Origin of the sequence: Dyella nitratireducens, assembly GCF_014642835.1 — a bacterium.
Classification (GTDB): domain Bacteria; phylum Pseudomonadota; class Gammaproteobacteria; order Xanthomonadales; family Rhodanobacteraceae; genus Dyella_B; species Dyella_B nitratireducens.
Genome location: NZ_BMJA01000006.1, coordinates 114,965 through 138,969, shown reverse-complemented (window position 1 = coordinate 138,969; position 24,005 = coordinate 114,965). Strand labels below are relative to the sequence as shown.

The window sequence follows — 24,005 nt, the reverse complement described above, 5'->3', positions numbered from 1 at the left end:
ATCCAGTGCAAATACGTTGTGCGTAGCACTCAACATAAAAAATGTTGGGTCCTTCGGACGCATATTTAAACTGGATTCCGGCTTTCGCCGGAATGACGGTGAGGTGTAGTTATGCATTGAGGCGAGGTTGCTCTTCACCCCAACCCTCTCCCCCAAAGGGGAGAGGGAGCGTGGAGCAATCAATAACGATAATGATCCGGCTTGTACGGCCCTTCCATCGGCACGCCGATGTAAGCCGCCTGCTCCGGCGTCAACTTGGTCAGCTTCACACCAATCTGCTCCAGATGCAGACGAGCCACTTCCTCGTCCAGCTTCTTCGGTAGGCGATAGACCGTCTTCTCATACTTGTCTTTGTTCGCCCACAGGTCGATCTGCGCCAGCGTCTGGTTGCTGAAGCTGTTGGACATCACGAAGCTCGGATGGCCGTGCGCGCAACCCAGGTTCACCAGGCGGCCTTCCGCCAGCATGTAGATGCTGTGGTTGGTCTTACCGAAGGTATAGCGATCCACCTGCGGCTTGATGTTCTCGCGCGTCACGTCCTTGGCCGCGTTCAAGCGATCCATCTGGATTTCGTTGTCGAAGTGGCCGATGTTGCACACCAGGGCGTTGTTCTTCATCGCCGCCATGTGTTCCAGCGTGATGATGTCCTTGTTGCCGGTGGTGGTGACGTAGATGTCGGCGATGCCGAGCGTCTCTTCCACGGTAGTGACCTGGAAGCCTTCCATCGCTGCTTGCAGGGCGTTGATCGGGTCGATCTCGGTCACGATCACGCGTGCGCCGAAGCCCTTCAGCGAATGTGCGCAACCCTTGCCCACGTCACCGTAGCCGCACACCACGGCCACCTTGCCGGCCACCATCAGATCGGTGGCGCGCTTGATGCCGTCGGCCAGCGATTCGCGGCAGCCGTACAGATTGTCGAACTTGCTCTTGGTGACCGAGTCGTTGACGTTGATTGCCGGTACCAGCAGCTTGCCGGCTTCCATCATCTGATAGAGGCGATGCACGCCGGTGGTGGTTTCTTCGGAGACGCCCTTCCAGTCAGCGGCGACTTTCTTCCAGAAACCGGGACGCTCCTTGGCGGTGCGCTTGAGCAGATCCTTGATGACCTGTTCTTCGTGATTGCCGCTGGGGGTGTTCACCCAATTGTCGCCGTTCTCCATGTCCACGCCCTTGTGGATCAGCAGCGTGGCGTCGCCGCCATCGTCGACGATCAGCTCAGGACCCTTCATGCCAGGATGGGTGAGCATGTCGAGCGTGCAGTCCCAGTATTCCTCCAGCGTCTCGCCCTTCCAGGCGAACACGGGGATACCGGCCGCAGCCACGGCGGCGGCGCAGTCGTCCTGGGTGGAGAAGATGTTGCAGGAAGCCCAGCGTACCGAGGCACCGAGGGCGCTGAGCGTCTCGATCAGCACCGCGGTTTCCTTGGTCATGTGCAGCGAGCCGGACAGACGCACACCCTTCAGCGGCTTGTCGGCCGAATGGCGGGCGCGAATGGACATCAGGCCGGGCATTTCTTCTTCGGCCATGCGGATGCGGCGACGGCCGAGGTCGGCCAGCGAGATGTCGCGGACCTTGTAGTCGTGGGTGGCGGATTCGTTGGTGACAGCATTCATGGAGGGATGTCTCCGATTCTCATGGGGAAAACCCGGCCCGGGAGGCCAGGCCGACGCGGAATCGCGTCATGAGCGCCGTTGCATTCGAGGCATCCACCGAGCCTGGCCGTAGCAGTTCCCTACGGTCGCAGCGCCCCTCGGCGAAGACGTCCATTCTAGCCATAGAACACGGCTTATGACGAATGGATTGCCGCACTGCCGCATAAATTAGGTAGGCTAGGGGACTGACCATCGGAGGCCTCAATGGAAGCCACTCGCGACCCTGAATTCCTGCCCCACGACGGCCCGCTGCGCGAAGACGTGCACCGGCTCGGCGCGATGGTGGGACGCATGCTGGCCGAGCAGGGCGGCGAGGGCTTCTTCCAGCGCGTGGAGCAGGTGCGCACCGCGTCCATCCGCCGCCGCCGTGAAGGCCGCGCCGTGGATGACCTGGCCGAATCGCTGGCCGGGCTGGACCCCGAAGCCGCCGAGGCGCTGGCCCGGGGGTTCGCCACCTACTTCCAGGCGGTGAACACCGCCGAGCGCGTGCACCGCATCCGCCGTCGCCGCGACTACCAGCGCGAAAGCGGCACGGCGCAGCCCGAATCGCTGTTCGACGTGTTGCAACGCTTGAAGGAGCAAGGCGTAGGTGCCGATGAGCTGCTGCAATGGCTGTACAAGCTGAAGGTGGAGCCGGTATTCACGGCGCATCCCACCGAAGCCATCCGCCGCTCCTTGCTCGAAAAAGAGCAGGCAGTCGTGCGCGCGCTGGTCGACAACTTCGATCCCACCCGTACGCCGCAAGAACGCAAGGAAGACGACGACCGCATCTTCATGGCGCTGTCGGCCGGCTGGCAGACGGCTGAGGCTTCGCCGATCCGGCCCAGCGTGCAGGACGAGCACCATCACGTTGGCTTCTACCTCGCCAATCCGATCTACCGCATCGTGCCCGCGTTCTACGAACTGCTCGCCGACGGTTTGCAGGATGTCTATGGTGTGGCCGTGCCGTTGCCACGCTTGTTGAGCTTTGCCACCTGGGTAGGTGGCGACATGGATGGCAACCCGAACGTCGGTGCCGACACCATTGCCAACAGCCTGGCCACGCAGCGCGCGCACGTGCTGGAGCATTACATCGCGGACGTCGATGTGCTGGCGCGTCTGCTCAGCCAGACCGATGACCGCGTGGCGTTCGAACCTTCGCTGCTGAAGCGGCTGGCAGATTATCGCGAACAGTTCCCCCGTGCCGCCGCCACCATTCGTCCGCGCCATGCAGACATGCCGTATCGCTGCCTGCTCACGTTGATTCGGGCACGGCTCGAAGCCACGCTCGAAGATGGGCATGCAGAGGGTTATCAGTCCGCCGATGAATTGATCGATGACTTGCTGCTGATCGTGCATGGCCTGATCGATCATCGCGGCCTCAACGCGGGTGCGTATGCCGTGCGCCGCTTGATCTGGCGCGTGCGCACCTTCGGTTTTCACATGGCGCGCCTGGACGTGCGGCAGGATTCGCGCGTGCATGATGATGCGCTGGCTGCCTTGCTGCGCGACGAAACGTGGACGCAGCGTTCACCAGCAGAACGCGTCGCCACGTTGCGCCCGTATGCAGGTGGCGAATGCGCGCTTGAAAAAACCGACGAAGCACAAGCGGAATCCCTGCGCGCGGTGTTCGCCACCTTGCACGAGTCACGTCAGCGTTATGGTGTGGACGCGACCGGTCTGTACATCATCAGCATGGCTCGTTCGGCTGCCGACGTGCTGGCCGTGCTGGCATTGGCCAGATATGGCGGTCTCGCCAATGCAACACACGTTCCGCTCGACATCGCACCGCTCTTCGAAACCGTCGACGATCTGAAAAACGCACCCAACACCCTGCGCGCGTTGCTCGACGATCCTGTCTATCGCGACCATCTGCGCGCGCGCGACGATTGCCAGTGGGTGATGCTGGGTTATTCCGACAGCGGCAAGGACGGCGGCACGCTGGCGTCGCGCTGGGGTTTGCAGCGCGCGCAAGTGGAATTGCTGGACGTGGCGCAACAAGCCGGTATTCGCCTTGCGTTCTTCCACGGCCGCGGCGGTTCGGCCAGCCGTGGTGGTGCGCGCATCACGCCAGCGTTGATGTCCTCGCCGCGTGGTTCAGTCAACGGCATCCTGCGCGTGACCGAACAAGGTGAAGTGATCCATCGCAAATACGGTATTCGCGCACTCGCGCTGCGTAATCTGGAACAGACCGTCGGCGCCGTGTTGCGCGCCAGCGTGCGCCCGCGCGACGAAGACCCGCGCGAAGCCCATTGGCGCGACATCATGACCGCCACGGCAGCGGAAAGCCGGCGCGCCTATCGTGCCTTCGTCGACCGTGAGGGTTTCGTCGACTACTTCCGTGCCGCCACGCCGATCGATGTCATCGAACAGATGGCGCTCGGCTCGCGTCCTTCGCGTCGGCGCAGCATGCGCGGTGTGGAAGACCTGCGTGCCATTCCGTGGGTATTCGCCTGGACGCAATGCCGTTCCATCATCACCGGCTGGTATGGCCTGGGCACGGCGCTTGAGGCAGCGGTTGCCGAGCATGGCGAAGCCGTCCTGATGGAAATGGCCCGCGATTGGCCGTTCTTTGCCAACGCGTTGGATGACGTGGAGATGGTGCTGGCCAAGTGCGACCTGGATATTGCCGAAGCATTCTCCAAGCTTGCAGGGTCATTGCATGACCCGTTCTTCGGATTGATTCGCGAGGAATTCGAACGCACTCGCCACTGGCTGCTCAAGCTCAAGAACAGCAATGAGTTGCTGCGCGACGATCCGCGTTTGTCGCTGTCGATCCGCCTGCGCAATCCTTACGTCGATCCGATGAGCTTGCTGCAGGTGGATTTGCTGCAGCGCTGGCGCACAAGTGATCGCAGTGACGATCATCTGCTGCGTGCGCTGGTGGCGTGCGTCAACGGAGTGGCGCAAGGGCTGCAAAACACGGGATGAGCGTAGGTTGGGGTGCAAACCCCAACATCGTGGTGCTCGGAAGATGGCAATGTTGGGGTTTGCACCCCAACCTACGCGTTCCCGCAACAATGGCGACAACATAATTAGGAATTCTTCTCAGACGAGAAAGCTTTTATGGATCAACCTCTCCATCCTCGACCCCGCCTCGGCCCACTGCCGCTGCTGATCTTCAGCTCACGCTGGCTGCAACTGCCGCTCTATGTCGGCCTGATCGTGGCGCAGTGCGTGTACGTGTATTTGTTCGGCAAAGAGCTGTGGCACCTGATCCATGAGGCGCCCAGCCTGGGCGAGCAGGAAATCATGTTGATCGTGCTCGGCCTGATCGACGTGGTGATGATTTCCAACCTGCTGATCATGGTAATCGTCGGCGGCTACGAAACCTTCGTATCGCGGCTGGGCCTGGAAGGCCACCCGGATCAGCCGGAATGGTTGTCACATGTCAACGCATCCGTGCTGAAGGTGAAACTGGCGATGGCGATCATCGGCATTTCATCCATTCACCTGCTCAAAACGTTCATCGCCGCCGGCACCTTGACCGGCCTGCCATTTTGTTCGCCCGAGATGCTGATCAGCATCGCACAGGCGAATGAAGGCGGCAGCATGCTCAAGTGCGCCACGCTGACGCCCATCGGCGTGATGTGGCAGACCATCATCCATGTGGTTTTCATTCTTTCCGCGATCGGGATAGCCTGGACCGATCGAATCATGCACGCGCACCTCGCGAAGGTGACCGAGGAGCATTGATCGCGACACTTGCCATGATGCGCTCCCTCCCCTGCGCTAGCAGGGGAGGGAATAATCTTTCGCGGTGATCGAGATGAGTGCTTAAGTACGCGCCATGCGCTGCAAACCCAATCTATGCAACGTCCGGTTCCGCCATGGAACCATCCGAAAACGGACAGCCTCCCACGCATGAGTTCGCAAAGTCCTTGATTTTCAACCCTCCGGCGCTTGGCACGGCGATTGCCATAAGCTCCGCATGGATATTGCCAACCCCGCCCTGAAATTACGCAAGCGACGCAAGACTCACCTGATCGGAGCAGCCATCGCCATCGTTGTGCTGGGCCTGACGCTGTTCGTGCTGCGCCTGGACCCCGCCTTGCCCGACGTCGACCGCGCGAGCCTCTGGATCGACACCGTGCAACGTGGGCCGATGCTGCGCGAGGTCAACGCCAGCGGCACCCTGGTGCCGCGTGAAAGCCGCTGGCTGGCGGCGGCAACGTCGGCACAGGTGGAGCAAATCCTGGTGCTACCTGGCGCGCAGGTTCAGCCCGATACCGTGCTGATGCGCCTGTCCGACCCTGGCGTGGAGGACGCCTTGCATAACGCTCAAGCGCAAGTCGCTGCGGCGGAGGCCGACGTTGCTGCCAAGCAGGCGGAACTCAACTCGCAACTCCTGGATGCGCGCGCAGCTTTGTCGCGCGCCAAGTCCGATTGCGCGTCGGCGAAGGTGAAGAGCGAAGCCTATGCGCAGGCGATTGAGGTGCACGCAATTCCAGAAGTGGATTACGAGCAGCAAAAGATTGCGGTAGCGCAATTGCAATCACAGGTCGAAGTGGAGCGGCAACGCGTCGACGGCTTCACCGCCGGCATGAAGGCGCAGATGGATGCCGTACGTGCCAGCCTGCTGCAGCAACGGAGCAACTTGGCCTTGCGCCAGCACCAGGCTGACGCCCTGAACCTCAAGGCCGGTATTGTCGGCGTATTGCAGGAGGTTGCCGTGCAGGAAGGCGCCCAGGTGGCGGCCGGCACCAATCTCGCTCGCGTGGCGCGCCCCGATGTGCTGATGGCGCGCTTGCAGGTTCCGGAAGTGGAGGTCAAGGATGTGAACCTGGGTATGTCGGTCGATGTGGATACGCATAACGGCATCGCCAGCGGCAAGGTCGAGCGCATCGATCCGGCGGTGCGCAACGGCAGCGTGCAGGTGGATGTGAACGTGACCGGTCCTTTGCCGCCCGGCGCACGGCCGGATCTGTCGGTCGACGGGCGCATCCTGATCGCGAAGCTGGACAACGTGTTATCGGTCGGACGCCCAGCCCTGGCGCGTGCCGATAGCGACCTCGGCCTGTTCCGGCTCGACCCGGCCAGCCATGTCGCCACGCGTGTGCCGGTGCGGATCGGCGCGGCATCGGTCGATCGTGTGCAGATCATGCATGGTTTGCAGGCAGGCGATCAGGTGATTCTGTCCGACACCAGTCAGTGGGATAAATATGAGCGCATCAGGGTGAAGTGAGTGATGCGAATGAAACCAACTCCTAGGGTAAAACCATGACCCAGCCGAACGCCGTCATTACGCTCACGGGCATCCGCAAAGTCTTCCAGGCCGATGAAGTGGAAACGCATGCCCTTAGCGACGTGCACCTGAACATACGCCGCGGCGAATTCGTTTCCATCTCCGGCCCTTCCGGCTGCGGCAAGACCACCTTGCTGTCGATCCTGGGTTTGCTCGATACCGCCAGTACCGGCATCTATGTCTTGAATGGCCATGATGTCAGTGCGCTCAACGCCGCGCAGCGCGCACGCATTCGCAATGCGGAAATCGGCTTCATCTTCCAGGCCTTCAACCTGATCGGCGATCTCACCGTGCAGGAAAACGTGGAATTGCCGCTCACCTATCGCGGCGGCATCGACGCGCACGAACGACGTGCGCGTGTGCAAGAGGCGCTGGAACGCGTCAGCATGGCGCACCGCGCACGGCACTATCCGGCGCAGCTTTCCGGTGGCCAGCAACAGCGTGTTGCGGTCGCGCGTGCACTGGTGGGCAAGCCGGCCATCCTGCTCGCCGACGAACCCACCGGCAACCTCGATTCACGCAACGGCGAAGCGGTGATGCAATTGCTCAACGAGTTGCATCAAGGCGGCGCCACCCTGTGCATGGTCACGCACGATGCACGCTATGCCGACTTCGCCCAGCGCAAGGTGCGCCTGTTCGACGGGCGCGTGGTCGATGAGGAAACTTTTGAACGCCTGCGCCGCGAAGACGAACAGCGGCTGGATGCGCTGATCGGGCCGCGCGTCGAGGTTGGCGCATGAACGTTTGGTTCGCTGAACTCTGGCGTGCCTGGCGTGCAAGCCTGCGTCGCCCTGTTTTTTTGTTGTTGGCGAGTGGCGTGCTTGCACTGGGTATGGGTGCAAGTGTTGCGGTCTACGTGCTGATCGACAGCGTGTTGTTGCGGCCCTTGCCTTATCCGCAAGCCTCGTACCTGGTAGCTCTGGGCAGACAGAAGGACGGTGCTGCGTGGTGGGCATCGCCGCAGCAATATCAGCATATGTCTGGCATGCAGGGCGTGGTGTCGTTGGGACTGATCGATGGTTTTACGCGTTCGGCCAATATTGCCGGTGATGGCGTGCCGGAGTTGGTGCCGATGCTGCATATCGACCACGGCCTGTTGCCAACGTTGGGTGTAAATCCCGTGCTGGGACGGAATTTTTCAATAGAGGAAGATCGTCCCAACGGTCCCAAGGTAGTGCTATTGAGTCACGGTTTCTGGATGCGTCGGTACGGCGGCCGAATGGATATCGTCGGTCACAACCTGTCGATCGAGGGTGTCACGCATACCATCATTGGTGTGTTGCCAACGGATGGCAGTTTGCAGCAAGGCGACATATTGTTGCCCTTTGCCCTGCCAGAAGATGTCTCGGATGACGGCACCAATTACCGTGCAATCGCCCGATTGGCACCCGGCGTGAAAGTTGCAGCGGTAAGTGCTCAGCTCGATGAGCGCATGCACGCGCTGTATGCCGCGGAAGGTGGTTGGGTGGCCGATTACATGAAGACAAAGCGCTTCGTGGCGTCGGATCTGCAAGTCGCCATGCGCGTGCACGCCAAGCCAGTGTTGATGATGTTTCTCGCCAGTGCCGCACTGGTCCTGCTGATTGCGTGGGGCAATCTCGCCAATCTGCTGTTGTTGCGTGGACTGTCTCGCTATCACGATATGGCCGTGCGCACTGCCCTCGGTGCGACGTGGGGACGACGAGTGCTGCCGCTGCTGGCGGAAGGATCGCTGATCGGTCTGGTGGGCAGCGCGGCGGGCATCGTGCTGGCCATATTTGGCTTGCATGGATTGCAAGGCTTGATTCCTGCCGATTGGCTGGTGGGTAGCCGTTTGTCAATCGAGGCTTCGACCGTGGTCATCACGATGATCTGCGGCGTGGCTGCTGCCTTGCTTGCCACGGCGCTGGGCGTTTTTCGCAGCATGCGCTTGGTCTCCATGGACGCTTTGCGCGAAGGTGGGCGTACCGGCGTAGGCCGGCACGGCGGTTGGTTGGGACGCGTCTTGGTCGTGGTGCAGGTTGCGCTTGCTGGAACCTTGCTCAGTGGGGCGGGCCTATTTCTGCATGCGCTGTACGATGCAGCGCGCACGCCTTTGGGTTTTTCCAGCGATCACGTACTTACCTTCGAGTTGGCGCCGGTGGAAGGGAAATATCCCGACGCAGCATCCGTGCAAACTTTGATACAACGTTTGGAGGAACGTCTGCGTGGCTTGCCGGGTGTCGAGCAGGTTGCCGCGACCACGGCTTTGCCTGCAGGTGACAGTGAGCAAGCGTTCTACATCGGCGGCGTGCACGCGCCGGGTGCAGAGCCGATTGCGAATACGCCACAACTTCGTGCCGTCAGCCCCGATTTCTTTGCCGCCTTCAGCATGACGGCACGCCAGGGGCGGGTGTTTCAAAGCATGGACAGAAAAGGCGGGGAGCAGGTGGCGATCATCAATCAAGCGCTTGCCGATAGCCTGTATGGCGGTGATGCACTGGGCAAAACCTTGATCATCGACGCCGATGACGTTGGTCTCCCGCAGGTCTCCGCACGCATTGTCGGCGTGCTCGACAACATCAGTCCCTTTGGTCCCCTGGGTACGAAGGAGGGTTTGTTCTATCTGCCCATGCAGCAAATGCCGGATGCATTGCTGGCTTTGTACCGCACTGTTCACCCTTTGCGCTTCGTGCTGCGCGTGCATGGCAATCCTGGCAGCTACAGCAAAGCAGTGACTGCCGCGGTGGCGGACGTGGCGCCCGACCAGCCGATTGCCAACATGCGCAGCATGCAGCATGTGGTGTACGAGACCACCGCCGCGACGCGCTTGAATCTGCTGCTGATCGGCTTGTTCGCTGCCTTGGCGTTGCTCCTGGCGGCGGCTGGCCTGTACGCCGTGATGTCGGTGGCGGTAGCCATGCGCGTGCATGAATTTGGCGTGCGAATGGCACTGGGCGCCGCACCCACTCATCTGATGTATAGCGTGCTGCGTGATGGCCTGTGGCAGATGGTGGTGGGTTTCGCCATAGGCGTGGGTTTGGCGTTTTTGCTTGCCGGCGTGATGCGTGCGGTTGTTGTGCAGATTCACCATGCGCTGTTCGACCCACCGGTGCTGGCCACGACCTGCGCGGTATTGTTGATGGCCGGTTTGCTGGCGTGCCTGCAACCGGCATGGCGTGCGGGCCGTGTGCAACCGATGCAAGCCTTGCGGGGAGATTGACATCCCATGTCGATGATCATGCGCGATCTGAAAGATGCGTGGCGGCGTTTGTGGCGTAAGCCTGGCTATACCGCGTTGTCGGTAGGGGTGCTGGGCATCGGGCTCGGGGTGGTGTTGTTCCTGTTTGGTCTGGTCGACAGCATGGTGCTCAGGTCGCTGCCATTCCCGCATTCGCAGCGCCTGGTGGCGATGGGATACGCCAACCAGGATGCGGCCGGCTTGAACGACATGAGTGCCGATGAATTTCTGGCGCTACGTGGCGGCATGCATGGTTTCGAAGCATCCGGTGCCTATACCCAGTTCATGGTGGATGTGGATGGTGGCATGGGCGCGGTATCGCATATCGGGACAAAGCTCTCCGCCTCCATTCTGCCGATGCTGGGTGTGCAGCCTTTGCTGGGGCGGCTGATTACCGCGCAGGACGATAGCCCTGGCGCACCGCTGGTGGTGGTGCTCGGCGAAACGGTGTGGCGCCACGACCTCCATGCGGATCGCGGCATCGTGGGCCGAAAACTGCGCATCAATGGCGAGTGGGCTACGGTGATCGGCGTGTTGCCGAAAACGTTCGGTTTTCCCTTCGTCAGCGAAGTATGGCTGCCGGCGCGCTTGCAACCGGGCAGTGACGAGGACATGGAAACCATGGCCTTGCTCAAGCCATCGGTGTCCCTGACTCAGGCGCGCGACGAATGGCAGGCGGTGGCAGCCAATCTGGGTAGCGCACTGCGCGGCCAGCGTGCGGGTCGTCATCTGGTGATGAAGCCGCTTGCCCTGCGGTTTGTGGACGAGAACATCCGCAGCTATAGCTGGTTGATGTTTGCAGCCGGCGTCATGGTGTTGTTGCTGGCTTGCGCCAATGTGGCCAACCTGCAATTGGTGCAGGCGCTCAATCGCGGGCGGGAACTGGCCTTGCGCAGCGCGCTCGGTGCCACTCAGGGCCGCTTGCTGCGTGCGCAGTGGGTGGAGTGCCTGTTGCTGAGTATCGCGGCCTACGGCGTGGCTCTGCTGATCACTCACTTTGGCTTCGATTGGTTTGTCCGCATGCTGGTCAGCAATGACACGGCGCCGCCTTACTTTCTGCAATTTCGCATCGATCCGAGCCTGTTCGTGCTCGGCGCGCTTGCGGCGTTGCTGACTACCGTGCTGTCCGGCCTGTTGCCTGCCTGGCACGTATCGCGGATGCAGCTTCAAGACGCGCTGCGTGATGGCGATCGCGCAGGCAGTGGTGGTGTCTTTGCGCGCGCCGCCAAAGCGCTGGTGGTCGTGGAAATCGCCTTCACCGTCATTCTGCTGGTCGGCGCGGGTACCTTCATCCATGGTCTGGAGCGTGTACTGGCCAAGCCTGCCGGTGGCGGTTCTGACCCGGCGTACGTGCTCACCGCGCGTGTGCACATGTTGCCCGCCGAGTATGCAGACGATGACGCGCGATCGCGTTATTTCGAGCGTCTGGTGGAGCGTTTGCGATTGGCCCCGGGCGTACTCGATGCCACGGTGGCCAACACCATTCCTGATGCACAGCTGGGCAGCCACGAGTTTGTGGCCGCTTACGGCCAGGCGCGTGGCGCGGGAGGTTATCAGCGTGCGCAGATGGGCGCGGTCGACGAGCATTTCGCCGATACTTACGGCCTCAAGCTGATCGCGGGACGGTTCTTTGACGCGCAAGATCGGCGCGGCAGTGAAGGGTTGACGGTGATCGATCAACGCCTGGCGCAGGCGCTTTGGCCGGGGCGCTCAGCCGTCGGGCAGCAGTTGGTGCTGCACCCGGAAGATCCGCAACCGGAGACGCTGCGAGTGATCGGTGTGGTGGCGCCACTGCAGCTTGATGGCGCATTGCAAGCGCCGCTGCCCAGCTTCATGCGGCCGCTATGGCAGCAGCCGGTTGGCGGTGCTTATGTGGCCGTGCATACGCATGAGAAGGCGATGGCGTACGCGCCGTCGCTGACGCGCATCGCCCGCGAACTGGATCCCGACGTGCCGCTGTATGCATTGCGCACGCAGTCGCAAGCCATTGCGATGGCACGCATCAAGCTCACCATTCTTATCCAGATGTTCAGCGCGGTGGGCTTGATCGCTTTGATCTTGGCTGCTGCCGGCTTGTACGGCGTGTTGTCCTTTGCGGTTGCCCAGCGTACGCGTGAGTTGGGTATACGGCGCGCCATTGGTGCCGGCAGTCTGGCGATCGCCGGTCACGTGGGGCGGCAACTGGTTTTTCAGCTTGGATTTGGATTGGTGATCGGTGTCGGTGTGGCTTTGCCTTGGTCTGCGCTGCTGGCGGATGCACAGTTGCGCACGCAGGGTTACGAGATGCAGGTCTTTCTGCCGGTGCTGGTCTTGATTGTGCTGGTGGCGGCCATCGCGTCGCTGGTGCCGCTATGGCGTGCGCTTGCTGTGGAGCCTGTGATCGCGTTACGTCATGAATAAGCGTAGGTTGAGGTGTGAACCCCAACATGGATATACCGATGCATCGTGATGTCGGGGTTTGCACCCGAACCTACCCATGCAAATCATCTCGCTACACTGCCCTCATGAAACCATCCATGCCACAAGTTCTTCTGGCCGACGATCAGCCCGACGTGCGCGAGGCCCTGCGCCTGCTGCTGAAATCCGAAGGTATTGGCAGCACTGGTGTGGCTGATCCCGCGCAGGCGATCGAAGCGGTGCGCCGGCATGCATTCGCTTGCATCCTGATCGACTGCAACTACAGCCGCGACACCACGTCCGGCGAAGAAGGCCTGGCGCTGCTGGAACAGCTGCGGCAGCACGCGCCTGATGTACCGGTGGTCGCCATGACGGCCTGGGGCAATGTGCCACTGACAGTGGAAGCGATGCGTCGCGGTGCCGCGGACTTCATCGAAAAGCCTTGGGACAACACCCGTCTCCTCAATGTGCTGCGTACCCAGATCGCCTTGGGCGAAGCCGTGCGGCGCGAGCACCGGCTGGAGGCTGAAAACGCTTTGTTGCGCGATGATGCCGAAGACGACTTCATCGGCGAATCGCCGGCGATGCAGCGCGTATTGTCGCTCGTTGCCAGAGTAGCGCCCAGCGATGCCAACGTACTGGTGCTGGGCGAAAACGGTACCGGCAAGGGCGTGATTGCGCGACGTCTGCATGCCATGTCGACACGTGCTTCGCGGCCTTTCGTCAAAGTGAACATGGGCGGCATCTCCGAGACTGTATTCGAGTCGGAAATGTTTGGCCATGTGCGTGGTGCCTATACCGACGCCAAGAGCGAGCGCATGGGACGTTTCGAACTGGCAGATGGCGGCACGCTGTTTCTGGACGAGGTCGGCAATATTCCCGCTTCGCAGCAACCCAAGTTGTTGCGCGTGCTGGAAGACGGCGAGTTCGAACGCCTGGGTTCTTCGCGCACGCAAAACACCGATGTGCGACTGATCTCTGCGACCAATGCCGATTTAAATACGGAGGTCGCGGAAGGCCGCTTCCGCAAAGATTTGCTCTACCGCCTCAACACGCTGGAAATTCGCCTGCCACCTTTGCGCGAGCGAGTCGCCGATATCTTGCCGCTGGCGAGCCGATTCTTGACGCGCAGTGCAAGGCGCTACGACCGCGACGGTTTGCGCTTGGCGCCATCTGCCGAGCGTGCGCTGGAAACGTGGCGCTGGCCCGGCAACGTGCGTGAATTGCAGCATCTGATGGAGCGTGCCGCGCTGTTGGCCGAGCACGATCAGGTTAGTGCCGCAGCGCTATCTTTCGGCGCCCCGCCTGATGGGGCGCAGGATATCGAAGGGTTGACGCTTGAGCAGGCCGAAGCCTGGTTGATCCAACGCGCGCTGGAACGCCATAACGGCAATTTGCAGCACGCTGCAGACGCCCTGGGTATCACGCGGCAAGCGCTGTATCGCCGGTTGGACAAACACGCCTTGCGCGACGATGCAGGCGAGGCCGGTGGCGCTTAAGCCGGCCTCCATGCCGCGCTTCGAGCAGCGCGTGCTGCTGGGGAGCCTGTTGTGCGCGCTTCCCGGTGTGATGGTTTTGGTGCTGATGGCATTGTTCGGTACGCCAGGCACGCTGCAGATCTGGGGGCTGGTGGTGTTGGTCGTGATCGGCACTGCCTTGCTGGCGCGCTGGCAGTTCCGGCGCATCATGTTTCCGTTGTACACGCTGGCAGGACTGTTGGAAGCGTTGCGCGAGGGTGATTACAGCCTGCGTGGCGTGCAGGGTGGTGCGCTGGGTGATGTGGTGTATGACATCAACGCCCTGGCTGATCGCCTGCAGAAAGAGCGGCTGGAATTTGAAGAATCTTCGCATCTGCTGGGCAAGACCTTGGCTGCGCTGGATAGCGCGGTATTTGTCTTCGACGATGCATCGCGTTTGCGTCTGTTGAATCCTGCCGGCCAGCGCCTGCTCGATGCGGCGCGCAGCCAGTTATTTGGACGCAGCGCCGAGGAGTTGGGACTGGCCACCTTGCTGCAAGGACCATCATCGGTCTTGCTGACGCATGCGTTTCCTGGTCAGCAAGGCCGTTTCGATGTACGTCACGCTGCACTGCGCAGCAACGGCCGTGGCGGCACCTTGCTGGTGATCAACGATGTGGGCCGCGTGTTGCGCGAGGAAGAACGACAGGCTTGGCAACGCTTGCTGCGCGTGCTGGGGCATGAGGTCAACAACTCATTGGCACCGATCCAGTCGATGGCGGGCACGCTGGCGAGCTTGATGGCACGTGATGCCTTGCCGGCGGACTGGCGTGAGGATTTCCGCGGCGGTTTGGACGTCATCGCGCATCGTGCCGCGGCATTGACCCGCTTTCTATCCAGCTACAGCAAACTGGCGCGTCTGCCGCCACCGCAGCGACGTGATGTGGAACTGGCAGGTCTGATCGAGAAAACAGCGCGGCTTGAACAGCGCTTGCCGGTGCGCATCGAGTCGGGAGAGGACTTGCATGTGCATGCCGATACGGATCAATTGGAGCAGGCATTGATCAACCTGCTGCGCAATGCGGTCGAGGCCATGTTGCCCGGCGCAGGCACCGTCACGATCCGTTGGACGCGCGATGGCGAACATGCGGTGATCGACGTGGAAGACGAAGGGGTTGGCTTGCCGCCCAGCGACAATCTGTTCGTACCGTTTTTCACGACCAAGCCAGGCGGTTCCGGGATTGGGCTGGCGCTGGTTCGGCAAATTGCCGAAGCACACGACGGAGGAGTGATGCTGGTGGCACGTGAAACCGGTATCGGTGCGCGTGCGCGCTTGTGGCTGCCGCTAGCTTCCGAAGCACATTAATCGTAGGTCGGAGTGCAAGCTCTGAGATATCCCACGTTTTTCCGCTCTTCCGGCAAGAATTGAAGCTCGCGCTAATACTGTTTCAGAGCGAGTCGTCATTCCGGCGAAGGCCGGAATCCATGCTTCGTATTTGCGATGGATTCCGGCCTTCGCCGGAATGACGTCCAGGCAAGAGTAATTTTTGCGGCGAACGACGCTTCGGACCTACGTCCTAGCCTTCCAGCTCTGTCCAACGCGCATACGCCAGATCCAATTCCGCCTGTGCTTTCGCCAAAGCGTCGTTCGCTTTCTGAATCGCCGCATTGTCCTGTTGATAGAACGAAGGGTCATTCATCGCTTCGGCGCGTTGTGCGACCTCGGCTTCCAACTGCTCGATGCGTGCGGGCAATTGCTCCAATTCGCGTGCATCCTTGTAACTAAGCTTGCGTTTGGGTTTTTCGCTGCTCGTTGCAACAGCTGGTGCATCGGCCTTGGCGGGCTTTGCTGCGGGTGCAGGTATTTCAGTGGAAGACCGATCCGCCGGTTTCTGCCGCAGCCAATCGCTGTAGCCGCCCACGTATTCGCCCACCTTGCCTTCGCCTTCCAGTACCAGCGTGCTCGACACGACGTTGTCGAGGAATTCGCGGTCGTGTGACACCAGCAGCAGCGTACCTTTGTATTCGGTGAGCAGTTCTTCCAGCAGTTCCAGCGTTTCGACGTCGAGGTCGTTGGTAGGTTCGTCCATGACCAGAAGATTGGACGGCTGCGCGAACAGCTTGGCGAGTAACAGACGATTGCGTTCACCACCCGACAAACGGGTGATCGGTGCGCGGGCGCGTTCGGGGGAGAACAGGAAATCCTGCAGGTAGCCGATGATGTGCTTGCGTTGGCCGTTGAGCTCGATGTATTCGCGACCTTCGGCAACGTTGTCCAGCGCATTCAAGCGGTCATTGAGCTGCGAGCGATGCTGATCGAAATAGGCGATCTGCAGTCCCGTGCCTAGGTTGACGTCACCGCGTTGCGGTTTCAGTTCGCCAAGCATGATTTTCAGCAAAGTACTCTTGCCTGCGCCATTGGGCCCGACGATGCCAACGCGATCGCCACGCATGAGCGTGGTATTCAGGTCATCGATCAGCACGCGCTCGCCATAGGCCTGGTGCACACGATCCAGTTCGATGACCTTCTTGCCGGAGGCTTGCGCATTGGCCAGCGCCATCTTTGCATTGCCGCCGAGTTCGCGGCGCTCGGCACGTTCGCGGCGCAGCGCTTTCAACGCGCGCACGCGGCCTTCGTTACGGGTACGGCGCGCCTTGATGCCCTGGCGAATCCACACTTCTTCCTGTGCGAGCTTTTTGTCGAACAGGGCATTGGCCTGTGCTTCGGCGTGCAGGCGTTCTTCGCGGCGGCGCAGATAATTGTCGTAATCGCCTGGCCAACTGGTGAGCTGGCCGCGATCGATTTCGACGATGCGCGTCGCGAGCGCGCGAAGAAAACTGCGATCGTGCGTGATGAACACGATGCTGCCTTCGAACTGTTTGAGAAAGCCTTCCAGCCAGCCGATCGCTTCGATATCGAGATGGTTGGTCGGCTCATCCAGCAGCAATACATTTGGCTTGCGAACCAATGCTTGCGCCAGCAGCACGCGACGCTTCATGCCACCGGAAAGCGCGGCAAAATCGATCTCGGCGGGGAGTTCGAGTTTGGTCAGCACATCGGTGACGCGGCGATCCAGATCCCAGCCGTGTTGCGCTTCGATCTGGTTTTGCACCTCGCCCAGCGCATCGAGATCGCCTTCGGCAAGAAGATGGTGATAGCGCGCGAGCAAGCGGCCGAGATCGCCAAGGCCTTCAGCCACGACGTCGAAGACACTGCCTGTGGTGTTCTGCGGTACTTCCTGTGCCATGCGTGCGACGACCACGCCGCTTTGCACGCGCACTTCACCGTCGTCCGGTTGCAATTCACCGGCGATCAGTTTCATGAGGGTGGATTTGCCTTCGCCGTTACGACCGACAATGCACACGCGCTCGTTGGCATCGACAACCAGGTCGACGTGTTCGAGCAGAAGAGGGCCGCCGACGCTGAAGTCGACGCGCTGGAGTTGGATAAGGGACATCCCGCCATTCTACTGGCTCGCTCTTTGCATTCCCCCTACTGGCAGTCGGCGAAAGGTTCGCTTCAAGAAACTGGCGCCAACTGTCGATATAAATTTCGACCGGCCGTCACCGGGGCATAACAAAATTTTACGCCCTTGGAGTCGGTTAAAATTCAAGAAAACATGCACTTAGCATGGCAGATTAAAGCGTTTCCTCTGGAATTTGCGATCGTCATGCATTAAGGTTGCGCGACGCGGGGGCAGTACCGCGGTTCGGGAGTGAGAGGCCGTGGCGAACATCCAATCCATCCAGCCCATGCAGTGGTTGAACCGGCTGTGGGGCCTGTTCGCGGCGATGCTGTTGTTGGGCCTTGCCGGTTATGCCGGCGCAGCGCATGCGGGTTACGCGGCCATCGTGATCGACCCAGCCACGGGTGAGGTGCTGAGCGCCGTGAACGCGGACGATCAGAACTACCCGGCCTCGCTCACCAAGATGATGACCCTGTATCTCACCTTCCAGGCGCTGCAGAGCGGCAAGCTGAAGGTGGACCAGGAACTGTCGATTTCCTCCTGGGCTGCATCGCGCGCGCCGACCAAGCTCGGCTTGCATACCGGCCGGACCGTTTCCGTCAACGACTGCATTCTCGGCATGGTGACCAAGTCGGCCAACGATGCAGCGAGTGTGATTGCCGAGAGCCTGGGCGGCAACGAGGGCCATTTCGCCGAGATGATGACGGCGCAGGCCGCATTGCTTGGCATGACGTCCACGCATTTCGCCAACGCCAGCGGCTTGCCGGACCCGAACAACGTTTCCACAGCGCGCGACATGGCCAAGCTCGCCATGGCGCTGTATCGCGATTTCCCGCAATACACGCATTACTTCTCGACCAAGGAATTCGTATTCCAAGGTCAACTGATCCGTGGCCACAACAACCTGATGGACCGCTATCCCGGCATGGATGGCCTGAAGACCGGTTTCACCGATGCTTCCGGTTTCAACCTGGCTTCCACCGCCGTGCATGATGGCCGCCGCCTGTTTGCCGTGGTGCTGGGCGGGCGTAGTGCCTCAGCCCGCGACAACTTGATGGCTCGCCTGCTGGACGATGCATTCGACAATCAGCCGACACCCGAAGCGCTGGTTGCCCAGGCCGGTGTGTCCAGCCGTACCCATCGCGTGCTGGCGGCCCTGTCGCCGATCGAAACGGCGGAAGCGGACGAGACGGCGCCAGCACATCGCCGCGCCTCGCGTGGCTGCACGCCGCACCGTGGCAGGAGTTGCCCGCGGGTGGCCAAGTCGCACAAGTCCTCCACGCGTCTTGCCCATCGCCACAAGAGCAAGAAGGTGGTGCTGGCTTCGCAGGGCGACGATCACGACTGAAGGTGCTGGCAAAGCCGATTGGACTGACACTATCGGTTCCGATACACAAACAAAAACCCCGCGGCATGCCGCGGGGTTTTTTGTTTTGCCGGATAGCTAACCGGGCTTACTTGAGCTTGGCGTCTGCACGCAGCTCGTCAGCCTTGTCCGTCTTCTCCCAGGAGAAGGCGGTGAAGGTGTTGCCGTTGGCATCCTTCACTTCGTACGGCGTGCGGCCGAAGTGGCCGTAGCTGGCGGTGGCCTGATACATCGGGTGGATCAGGTCCAGCATCTTGATGATGCCGTACGGGCGCAGGTCGAAGTGCTTGCGAATCAGCTTCTCGATCTTGTCGTCGGGGAGCTTGCCGGTGCCGAACGTGGTGACCGAGATCGAGGTCGGCTCGGCCACGCCGATGGCGTAGCTCACCTGCACTTCGCAGCGGTCGGCGAGGCCGGCGGCCACGATGTTCTTGGCCACGTAGCGGGCAGCGTAGGCGGCCGAACGGTCGACCTTTGAGGGATCCTTGCCGGAGAACGCACCACCGCCGTGACGGGCCCAGCCGCCGTAGGTGTCGACGATGATCTTGCGGCCGGTCAGGCCGCAGTCGCCCACGGGGCCACCAATCACGAACTTGCCGGTCGGGTTGATGTGGAACTTGGTGTTCTTGTGCAGCAGCTTGGCCGGCAGCACGGGCTTCAAGATGTGCTCGCGCACGGCCTCGACCAGGTCTTTCTGCTTCACGTTCGGGTCGTGCTGGGTGGACAGCACCACTGCGTCGATCGCGGTGGCCACGCCGTCTTCATAGCGCAGGGTGACCTGGCTCTTCGCGTCCGGGCGCAGCCACGGCAGCGGGGAGTTCTTCTTCTTGCGGACCTTGGCCTGCTGCTCTACCAGGCGGTGCGAGTAGTAGATCGCCGCCGGCATGAAATCCTTGGTTTCGTTGGTGGCGTAGCCGAACATCAGACCCTGGTCGCCGGCACCCTGTTCCTCGGGCTTCTTGCGGTCCACGCCCTGGTTGATGTCGGGCGACTGCTTGCCGATCAGGTTCAGCACGCCGCAGGTTTCGCCGTCGAAGCCGACGTCGCTGGAGTTGTAGCCGATGTCCACGATCACCTTGCGGGTCAGCGCTTCCAGGTCGATCCAGGCGCTGGTAGTGACTTCGCCGGCGACGATGGCCACGCCGGTCTTCACCAGGGTTTCGCAGGCCACGCGGGCGCGCTGGTCTTGGGCCAGGATCGCGTCCAGCACGGCATCGGAGATCTGGTCGGCGACCTTGTCCGGATGGCCTTCGGAGACCGACTCGGAGGTGAAGAGGTAGTTGCTCATCGCGGCTTATATCCTTCTTTACGGATAAAGAGATGGAAAGGGGAATTGCGCATGATACACGCACTGCCCCGGGGTTTCACCGCCCAGTCTGGCATACCCATGTGACGGGTTCAGGCAGGGTGAGGCAAATGGACGTCCAAACGGGGTGCGGCGGGCGATCAGCGGACGGCGGCCAGCGGATGGGCATGAATGAAGCGGAGCACATCATCGAGCGTGGGTGCGTCTGTGTGGAACGGCCGCGACAGGGCAAAGACCAGCGCGTTGTGGCTTACGCCCGGATACAGGCGCAGGTCTACTTCCTCGTGGTGCGCCTGCAGCACATGGGCGAGCGACATCGCGTTCGAAGGTTCTACCTCATGGTCGGCCAGGCCCTGTAACAGCAGCATGGGCGGTTCGTGGCCCTGCACGAAGCGCACGGGTTGTGCGCGGGCTTGTGATGACGTATCGCGGCCGAACATGCCGAGCATGTCCTTCTCATTGGCGGGAATCGGCATGAAGTCGTAGCAGCCGGCCAGGCCGATAAAGCCGGCCAGTTCGTCCGGGCGCAAGCCGTAAGGCGCCAGCCACGCAGGATCGGTGACCAGCAAGGCGCCGATTTGTCCACCGGCCGAATGGCCCATCACGAAGATGTCGTCCGGTGTGCCACCCAGTTCTTCGGCATGGCTATGCGCCCAAGCTACCGCGCGCGCCGCATCCTGCATGAAGCCGTCCATCTTTACCTGCGGATATTTGCGGTAATCCGGAATCACCGTCACCACGCCGTGCGATGCCAGCGCCGTGCCCACAAAGCGATACCAGGCGCGTTCGCCGCGCACCCAGCTGCCGCCGTAGAAGAACACCACGAGCGGCGCATGTGTGATGCCGGCAGGCCGATACACGTCCAGCTTCAAGCCATGCGTTGCATCGAATACCAGGTTACGTTGCGTTTCGACGCCGGCGCGGCGGTCGGTGGCGTTCAAGCCGGCGAATAAGGTGGCTTCACAGCCGCCGAGCAGTAACGCGATGCTCAGCAACAAAAGTAGTCGGCACAAGCTGCGAAGGAAACGCGCGAAAGGTGGGTGCATCATGGCGTTGCGAAGAGAAGCGATCTGCCGATGATGCCTGCTTCAAGGCCGCAAAGGTTTGCGAGCTGGAATTAGCGGTCTACGACAAAGCCCGTAGGTTGGGGTGCAAACCCCAACATCGGTGTTTGCATGCAGCACGATGCTGGGGTTTGCACCCCAGCCTACGCTCTCCCTTCGGGTTTAAGCCTCCGTTCCCGCCAGCGCCGCGCGCAACGACTGGGCCGCATTTACCATTGCGGTCAGCGCCGGCTCGGTTTCCTTCCAGCCCCGGGTTTTTAGGCCGCAATCAGGATTGACCCACAACTGGCCTGGTTCGAGCACTGTCAACGCGCGCTCAAGCAGATCAACCATTTCCTCCTTTGACGGAACGCGCGGCGAGTGAATGTCGTACACGCCCGGGCCGATGCTGCCTGGATAGTGGAAATCCTCGAATGCTTGCAGCAATTCCATGCGCGAACGGCTGCTCTCAATCGAAATCACGTCAGCGTCGAGTGCGGCAACGGCTTCAATGATGTCATTGAATTCGCTGTAGCACATGTGTGTGTGAATCTGGGTGGCGTCACGGGTGCCGCCGGCGGTGATGCGGAAGCAGCGTACGGCCCAGTCGAGATAGGCCGCATGGTCGGCATGGCGGATCGGCAGTCCCTCGCGCAGGGCGGGTTCATCGATCTGGATAACATGGATGTCAGCCTTTTCCAGGTCGTGCACTTCGTCGCGCAAAGCAAGCGCCAGCTGCAGGCAAACCTGATCGCGTGGCAGATCGTCGCGTACGAACGACCACTGCAGCACCGTCACCGGTCCCGTCAGCATGCCTTTGACCGGCTTGTCGGTAAGTGACTGCGCGTAGCGCGACCATTGCACGGTCATCGGCTTGGGCCGCGAAACGTCGCCCCAGATGATCGGGGGTTTCACACAACGCGAACCGTAGCTCTGCACCCAGCCTTGGCGCGTAAAGGCGAAGCCTTCGAGTTGTTCGCCAAAGTATTCCACCATGTCGTTGCGCTCGGGCTCGCCGTGCACCAGCACGTCGAGGCCGATGCGTTCCTGGAAGCGGATGGCGCGTTCGATTTCCTCGCGCAACACCGTCTCGTACGTTTGGTTGTCGATGCGTTCGGCGCGATGCTCGGCGCGTGCATGGCGCAAGGTATCGGTTTGTGGGAATGAGCCGATGGTGGTGGTGGGAAGTGGCGGCAAGGACAACGCGTCGGCTTGTACGCGCCGGCGATGCGCCAAGTTGGAACGCCGTTGGGTAGCTTGCGGGCTCAGCGCGTTGACGCGTGCGCGTACATCGTTGCGGTGTATGCCGTGCGCTTGCGTTCGTGCGGATAGCAGTGCCGTCTGTTTGACGAGGAAGGCGTTGGCTTTTTCGTCACCGTTTAAAGCATCCGCGTAGTAGCGGATTTCCTCGAGCTTCTGCTGGGCGAATGACAACCAGCTTAAAAGATCCGCTGGCAATGAGGTTTCCTGAGCGGCGTCGATGGGCACGTGCAAAAGCGAACAGGATGGCGCAATCCATGCCAGCTCATGGCTGCGCGAGGCGACGATTTTTTCGAGCAGTGGCGTGACGTGCGAGGGATGGCTGCGCCAGATGTTGCGTCCATCGATGACGCCTGCGCTCAATACGCAGTGCTTGGGTAGTTCAGCGAGAACAGCATCCAGTTGTTCCGGCGCGCGAACCAGGTCGATATGCAATCCGTCGACAGGGAGACTGGTGGCAAGTGCCAGGTTATCGCCGAGTCCACCGAAATAGGTGGCGAGGAGACGTTTCGGCGTGGGGCCAATCGCCAGCGTGCTATATGCGGTGGTGTAGGCGTGTTTCGTGACCTCATCCAGATCCTGGACCAGGCAGGGCTCGTCCAGTTGAACCCACGTAACACCTGCTTGTGCGAGTTGTTCCAGCAGCTCGATATACGCCGGGATCAGCGCGTCGAGCAAATTCAGCGCATCGCTGTCGTCCACCGTTTTGGACAACCGCAGGAACGAAACCGGACCGAGCAGGACAGGGCGCGCATCCACGCCGAGCCCCCGCGCTTCCAGCCATTCGGCCAGCGGCTTGTTGGCAGTCAGCCGGAAACGCTGGCCGGCATGCAACTCCGGCACGATGTAGTGGTAGTTGGTATCGAACCACTTGGTCATTTCCAGCGCATGCAGGTCACGATTGCCGCGCGCCATCGCGAAATAACCGGCGAGCGGATCGTTGCGCAGCAGTGAGCGATAGCGATCGGGCACGGCATCGAACAGCACGGCGGTGTCGAGCACATGGTCGTAGAGCGAGAAGTCGTTGACGGGAATGCTGCCGATACCCGCTGCCTTGGCGAGTTGCCAATGGCGTTGCCGCAGCGTCCTGGCGGTGTCGAGCAGTGATGCGGCGTCGCCGTCGTGCCAGTATTTTTCCAGCGCACGCTTCAGCTCGCGGCGTCGGCCAATGCGTGGAAAGCCGAGATAAGTTGTGTGTGTCATGTGTATTCCTCGTTGCGATGCATGGCAAAGAGGAACGAAGGCAGGCGTCGCCGCGGACCCTAAGTCCGTGACGCACTGTCGACCTTCGCCCCCGCGGGCGAGCTGGGAAACCCACGGGTAGGCGTCGCACAGGAAAGGGCGCGATGCCGGGTCTCCCCGCGGAGCTCCCAGGTCGTACGGGCGCGCCGTTACAAACGGCGCGCTTCGGCCAAGGCAGGTCTTCGGGCTCGTGGACGTGGCAATCGCCGCCTACTGTTCGCCGCTTCCCGGGTTTGAACCCAGTGCTCATGGCGAAGGTCGTTTCCACACACCGCTGCGGGGCAGCGCCGGATTCCCACCGGCTTCCCTATTAATTTCATCTCTCTATTCGGATAAAGAGATGAAAACCTCGGCGGGAGGACAATAGCCGGATGGCTGGCTAGGGTCAATCT

General features: G+C 61.3%; 14 protein-coding genes and 2 riboswitches. Of the genes, 9 read left to right on the top strand and 5 right to left on the bottom strand.

Translation table 11 applies throughout. The annotated features are described in order from the left end of the window. Positions 1–179: 179 nt before the first annotated feature. Complete coding sequence (ahcY, locus tag IEX75_RS22450) at positions 180–1,613, bottom strand: adenosylhomocysteinase (protein WP_188797969.1); 1,434 nt, start codon at positions 1,611–1,613, stop codon at positions 180–182. Between the two features lie 63 nt (positions 1,614–1,676). Next, positions 1,677–1,758, bottom strand: a riboswitch (S-adenosyl-L-homocysteine riboswitch). Between the two features lie 98 nt (positions 1,759–1,856). On the opposite strand from ahcY, the gene ppc reads away from it, so the two are divergent. From ppc to IEX75_RS22410, 8 genes are all read left to right on the top strand, one after another. Beyond that, a complete protein-coding gene (gene ppc, locus IEX75_RS22445; protein ID WP_188797968.1) occupies positions 1,857–4,562 on the top strand; it encodes a phosphoenolpyruvate carboxylase in 2,706 nt (901 codons plus the stop codon). Positions 4,563–4,697: 135 nt separating this feature from the next. Continuing rightward, a complete protein-coding gene (locus IEX75_RS22440) occupies positions 4,698–5,327 on the top strand; it encodes a TIGR00645 family protein (protein ID WP_188797966.1) in 630 nt (209 codons plus the stop codon). Between the two features lie 235 nt (positions 5,328–5,562). Further along, positions 5,563–6,816 carry an efflux RND transporter periplasmic adaptor subunit gene (locus tag IEX75_RS22435; protein WP_188797964.1) on the top strand — a complete coding sequence of 418 codons (1,254 nt, stop codon included), beginning with the start codon at positions 5,563–5,565 and terminating at the stop codon, positions 6,814–6,816. A 35-nt stretch (positions 6,817–6,851) separates the two neighbouring features. Then, entirely contained in the window at positions 6,852–7,616 is a 765-nt protein-coding gene (locus IEX75_RS22430) for an ABC transporter ATP-binding protein (protein ID WP_188797962.1), read from the top strand. Continuing rightward, positions 7,613–10,057 (top strand): ADOP family duplicated permease, encoded by a 2,445-nt coding sequence (locus tag IEX75_RS22425; RefSeq protein WP_188797960.1) that lies wholly within the window; start codon positions 7,613–7,615, stop codon positions 10,055–10,057. Before IEX75_RS22430 ends, IEX75_RS22425 begins: the two co-directional genes overlap by 4 nt. Before the next feature lie 6 nt (positions 10,058–10,063). Further along, entirely contained in the window at positions 10,064–12,475 is a 2,412-nt protein-coding gene (locus IEX75_RS22420) for an ADOP family duplicated permease (RefSeq protein ID WP_188797958.1), read from the top strand. A 116-nt stretch (positions 12,476–12,591) separates the two neighbouring features. Further along, on the top strand, positions 12,592–13,971 hold the full coding sequence (locus IEX75_RS22415; RefSeq protein ID WP_229721034.1) for a sigma-54-dependent transcriptional regulator: 1,380 nt from the start codon (positions 12,592–12,594) through the stop codon (positions 13,969–13,971). Next, a complete protein-coding gene (locus IEX75_RS22410; protein WP_229721033.1) occupies positions 13,961–15,295 on the top strand; it encodes a sensor histidine kinase in 1,335 nt (444 codons plus the stop codon). The genes IEX75_RS22415 and IEX75_RS22410 overlap by 11 nt, the downstream gene beginning before the upstream one ends. A gap of 211 nt (positions 15,296–15,506) precedes the next feature. On the opposite strand, the gene IEX75_RS22405 is transcribed toward IEX75_RS22410, so the two are convergent. Then, the gene (locus IEX75_RS22405) at positions 15,507–17,387 is read right to left on the bottom strand and encodes an ATP-binding cassette domain-containing protein (protein WP_188797954.1); all 1,881 of its coding nucleotides are present in this window, start codon (positions 17,385–17,387) and stop codon (positions 15,507–15,509) included. 268 nt (positions 17,388–17,655) lie between these two features. Here IEX75_RS22405 and IEX75_RS22400 point away from each other — a divergent pair, with 268 nt between their 5' ends. Continuing rightward, positions 17,656–18,744 (top strand): D-alanyl-D-alanine carboxypeptidase family protein, encoded by a 1,089-nt coding sequence (locus tag IEX75_RS22400; protein ID WP_229721032.1) that lies wholly within the window; start codon positions 17,656–17,658, stop codon positions 18,742–18,744. A gap of 106 nt (positions 18,745–18,850) precedes the next feature. Here IEX75_RS22400 and metK read toward each other — a convergent pair whose 3' ends face one another. The 3 genes from metK to metE all read right to left on the bottom strand — a co-directional run bounded on the left by metK (position 18,851) and on the right by metE (position 23,574). Next, the gene (metK, locus tag IEX75_RS22395) at positions 18,851–20,050 is read right to left on the bottom strand and encodes a methionine adenosyltransferase (RefSeq protein ID WP_188797952.1); all 1,200 of its coding nucleotides are present in this window, start codon (positions 20,048–20,050) and stop codon (positions 18,851–18,853) included. Positions 20,051–20,208: 158 nt separating this feature from the next. Further along, positions 20,209–21,066 carry an alpha/beta hydrolase gene (locus IEX75_RS22390; protein WP_229721031.1) on the bottom strand — a complete coding sequence of 286 codons (858 nt, stop codon included), beginning with the start codon at positions 21,064–21,066 and terminating at the stop codon, positions 20,209–20,211. A gap of 228 nt (positions 21,067–21,294) precedes the next feature. Then, positions 21,295–23,574 (bottom strand): 5-methyltetrahydropteroyltriglutamate--homocysteine S-methyltransferase, encoded by a 2,280-nt coding sequence (gene metE / locus IEX75_RS22385; protein ID WP_188797948.1) that lies wholly within the window; start codon positions 23,572–23,574, stop codon positions 21,295–21,297. Positions 23,575–23,769: 195 nt separating this feature from the next. Beyond that, positions 23,770–23,980, bottom strand: a riboswitch (cobalamin riboswitch). Positions 23,981–24,005: the final 25 nt, after the last annotated feature.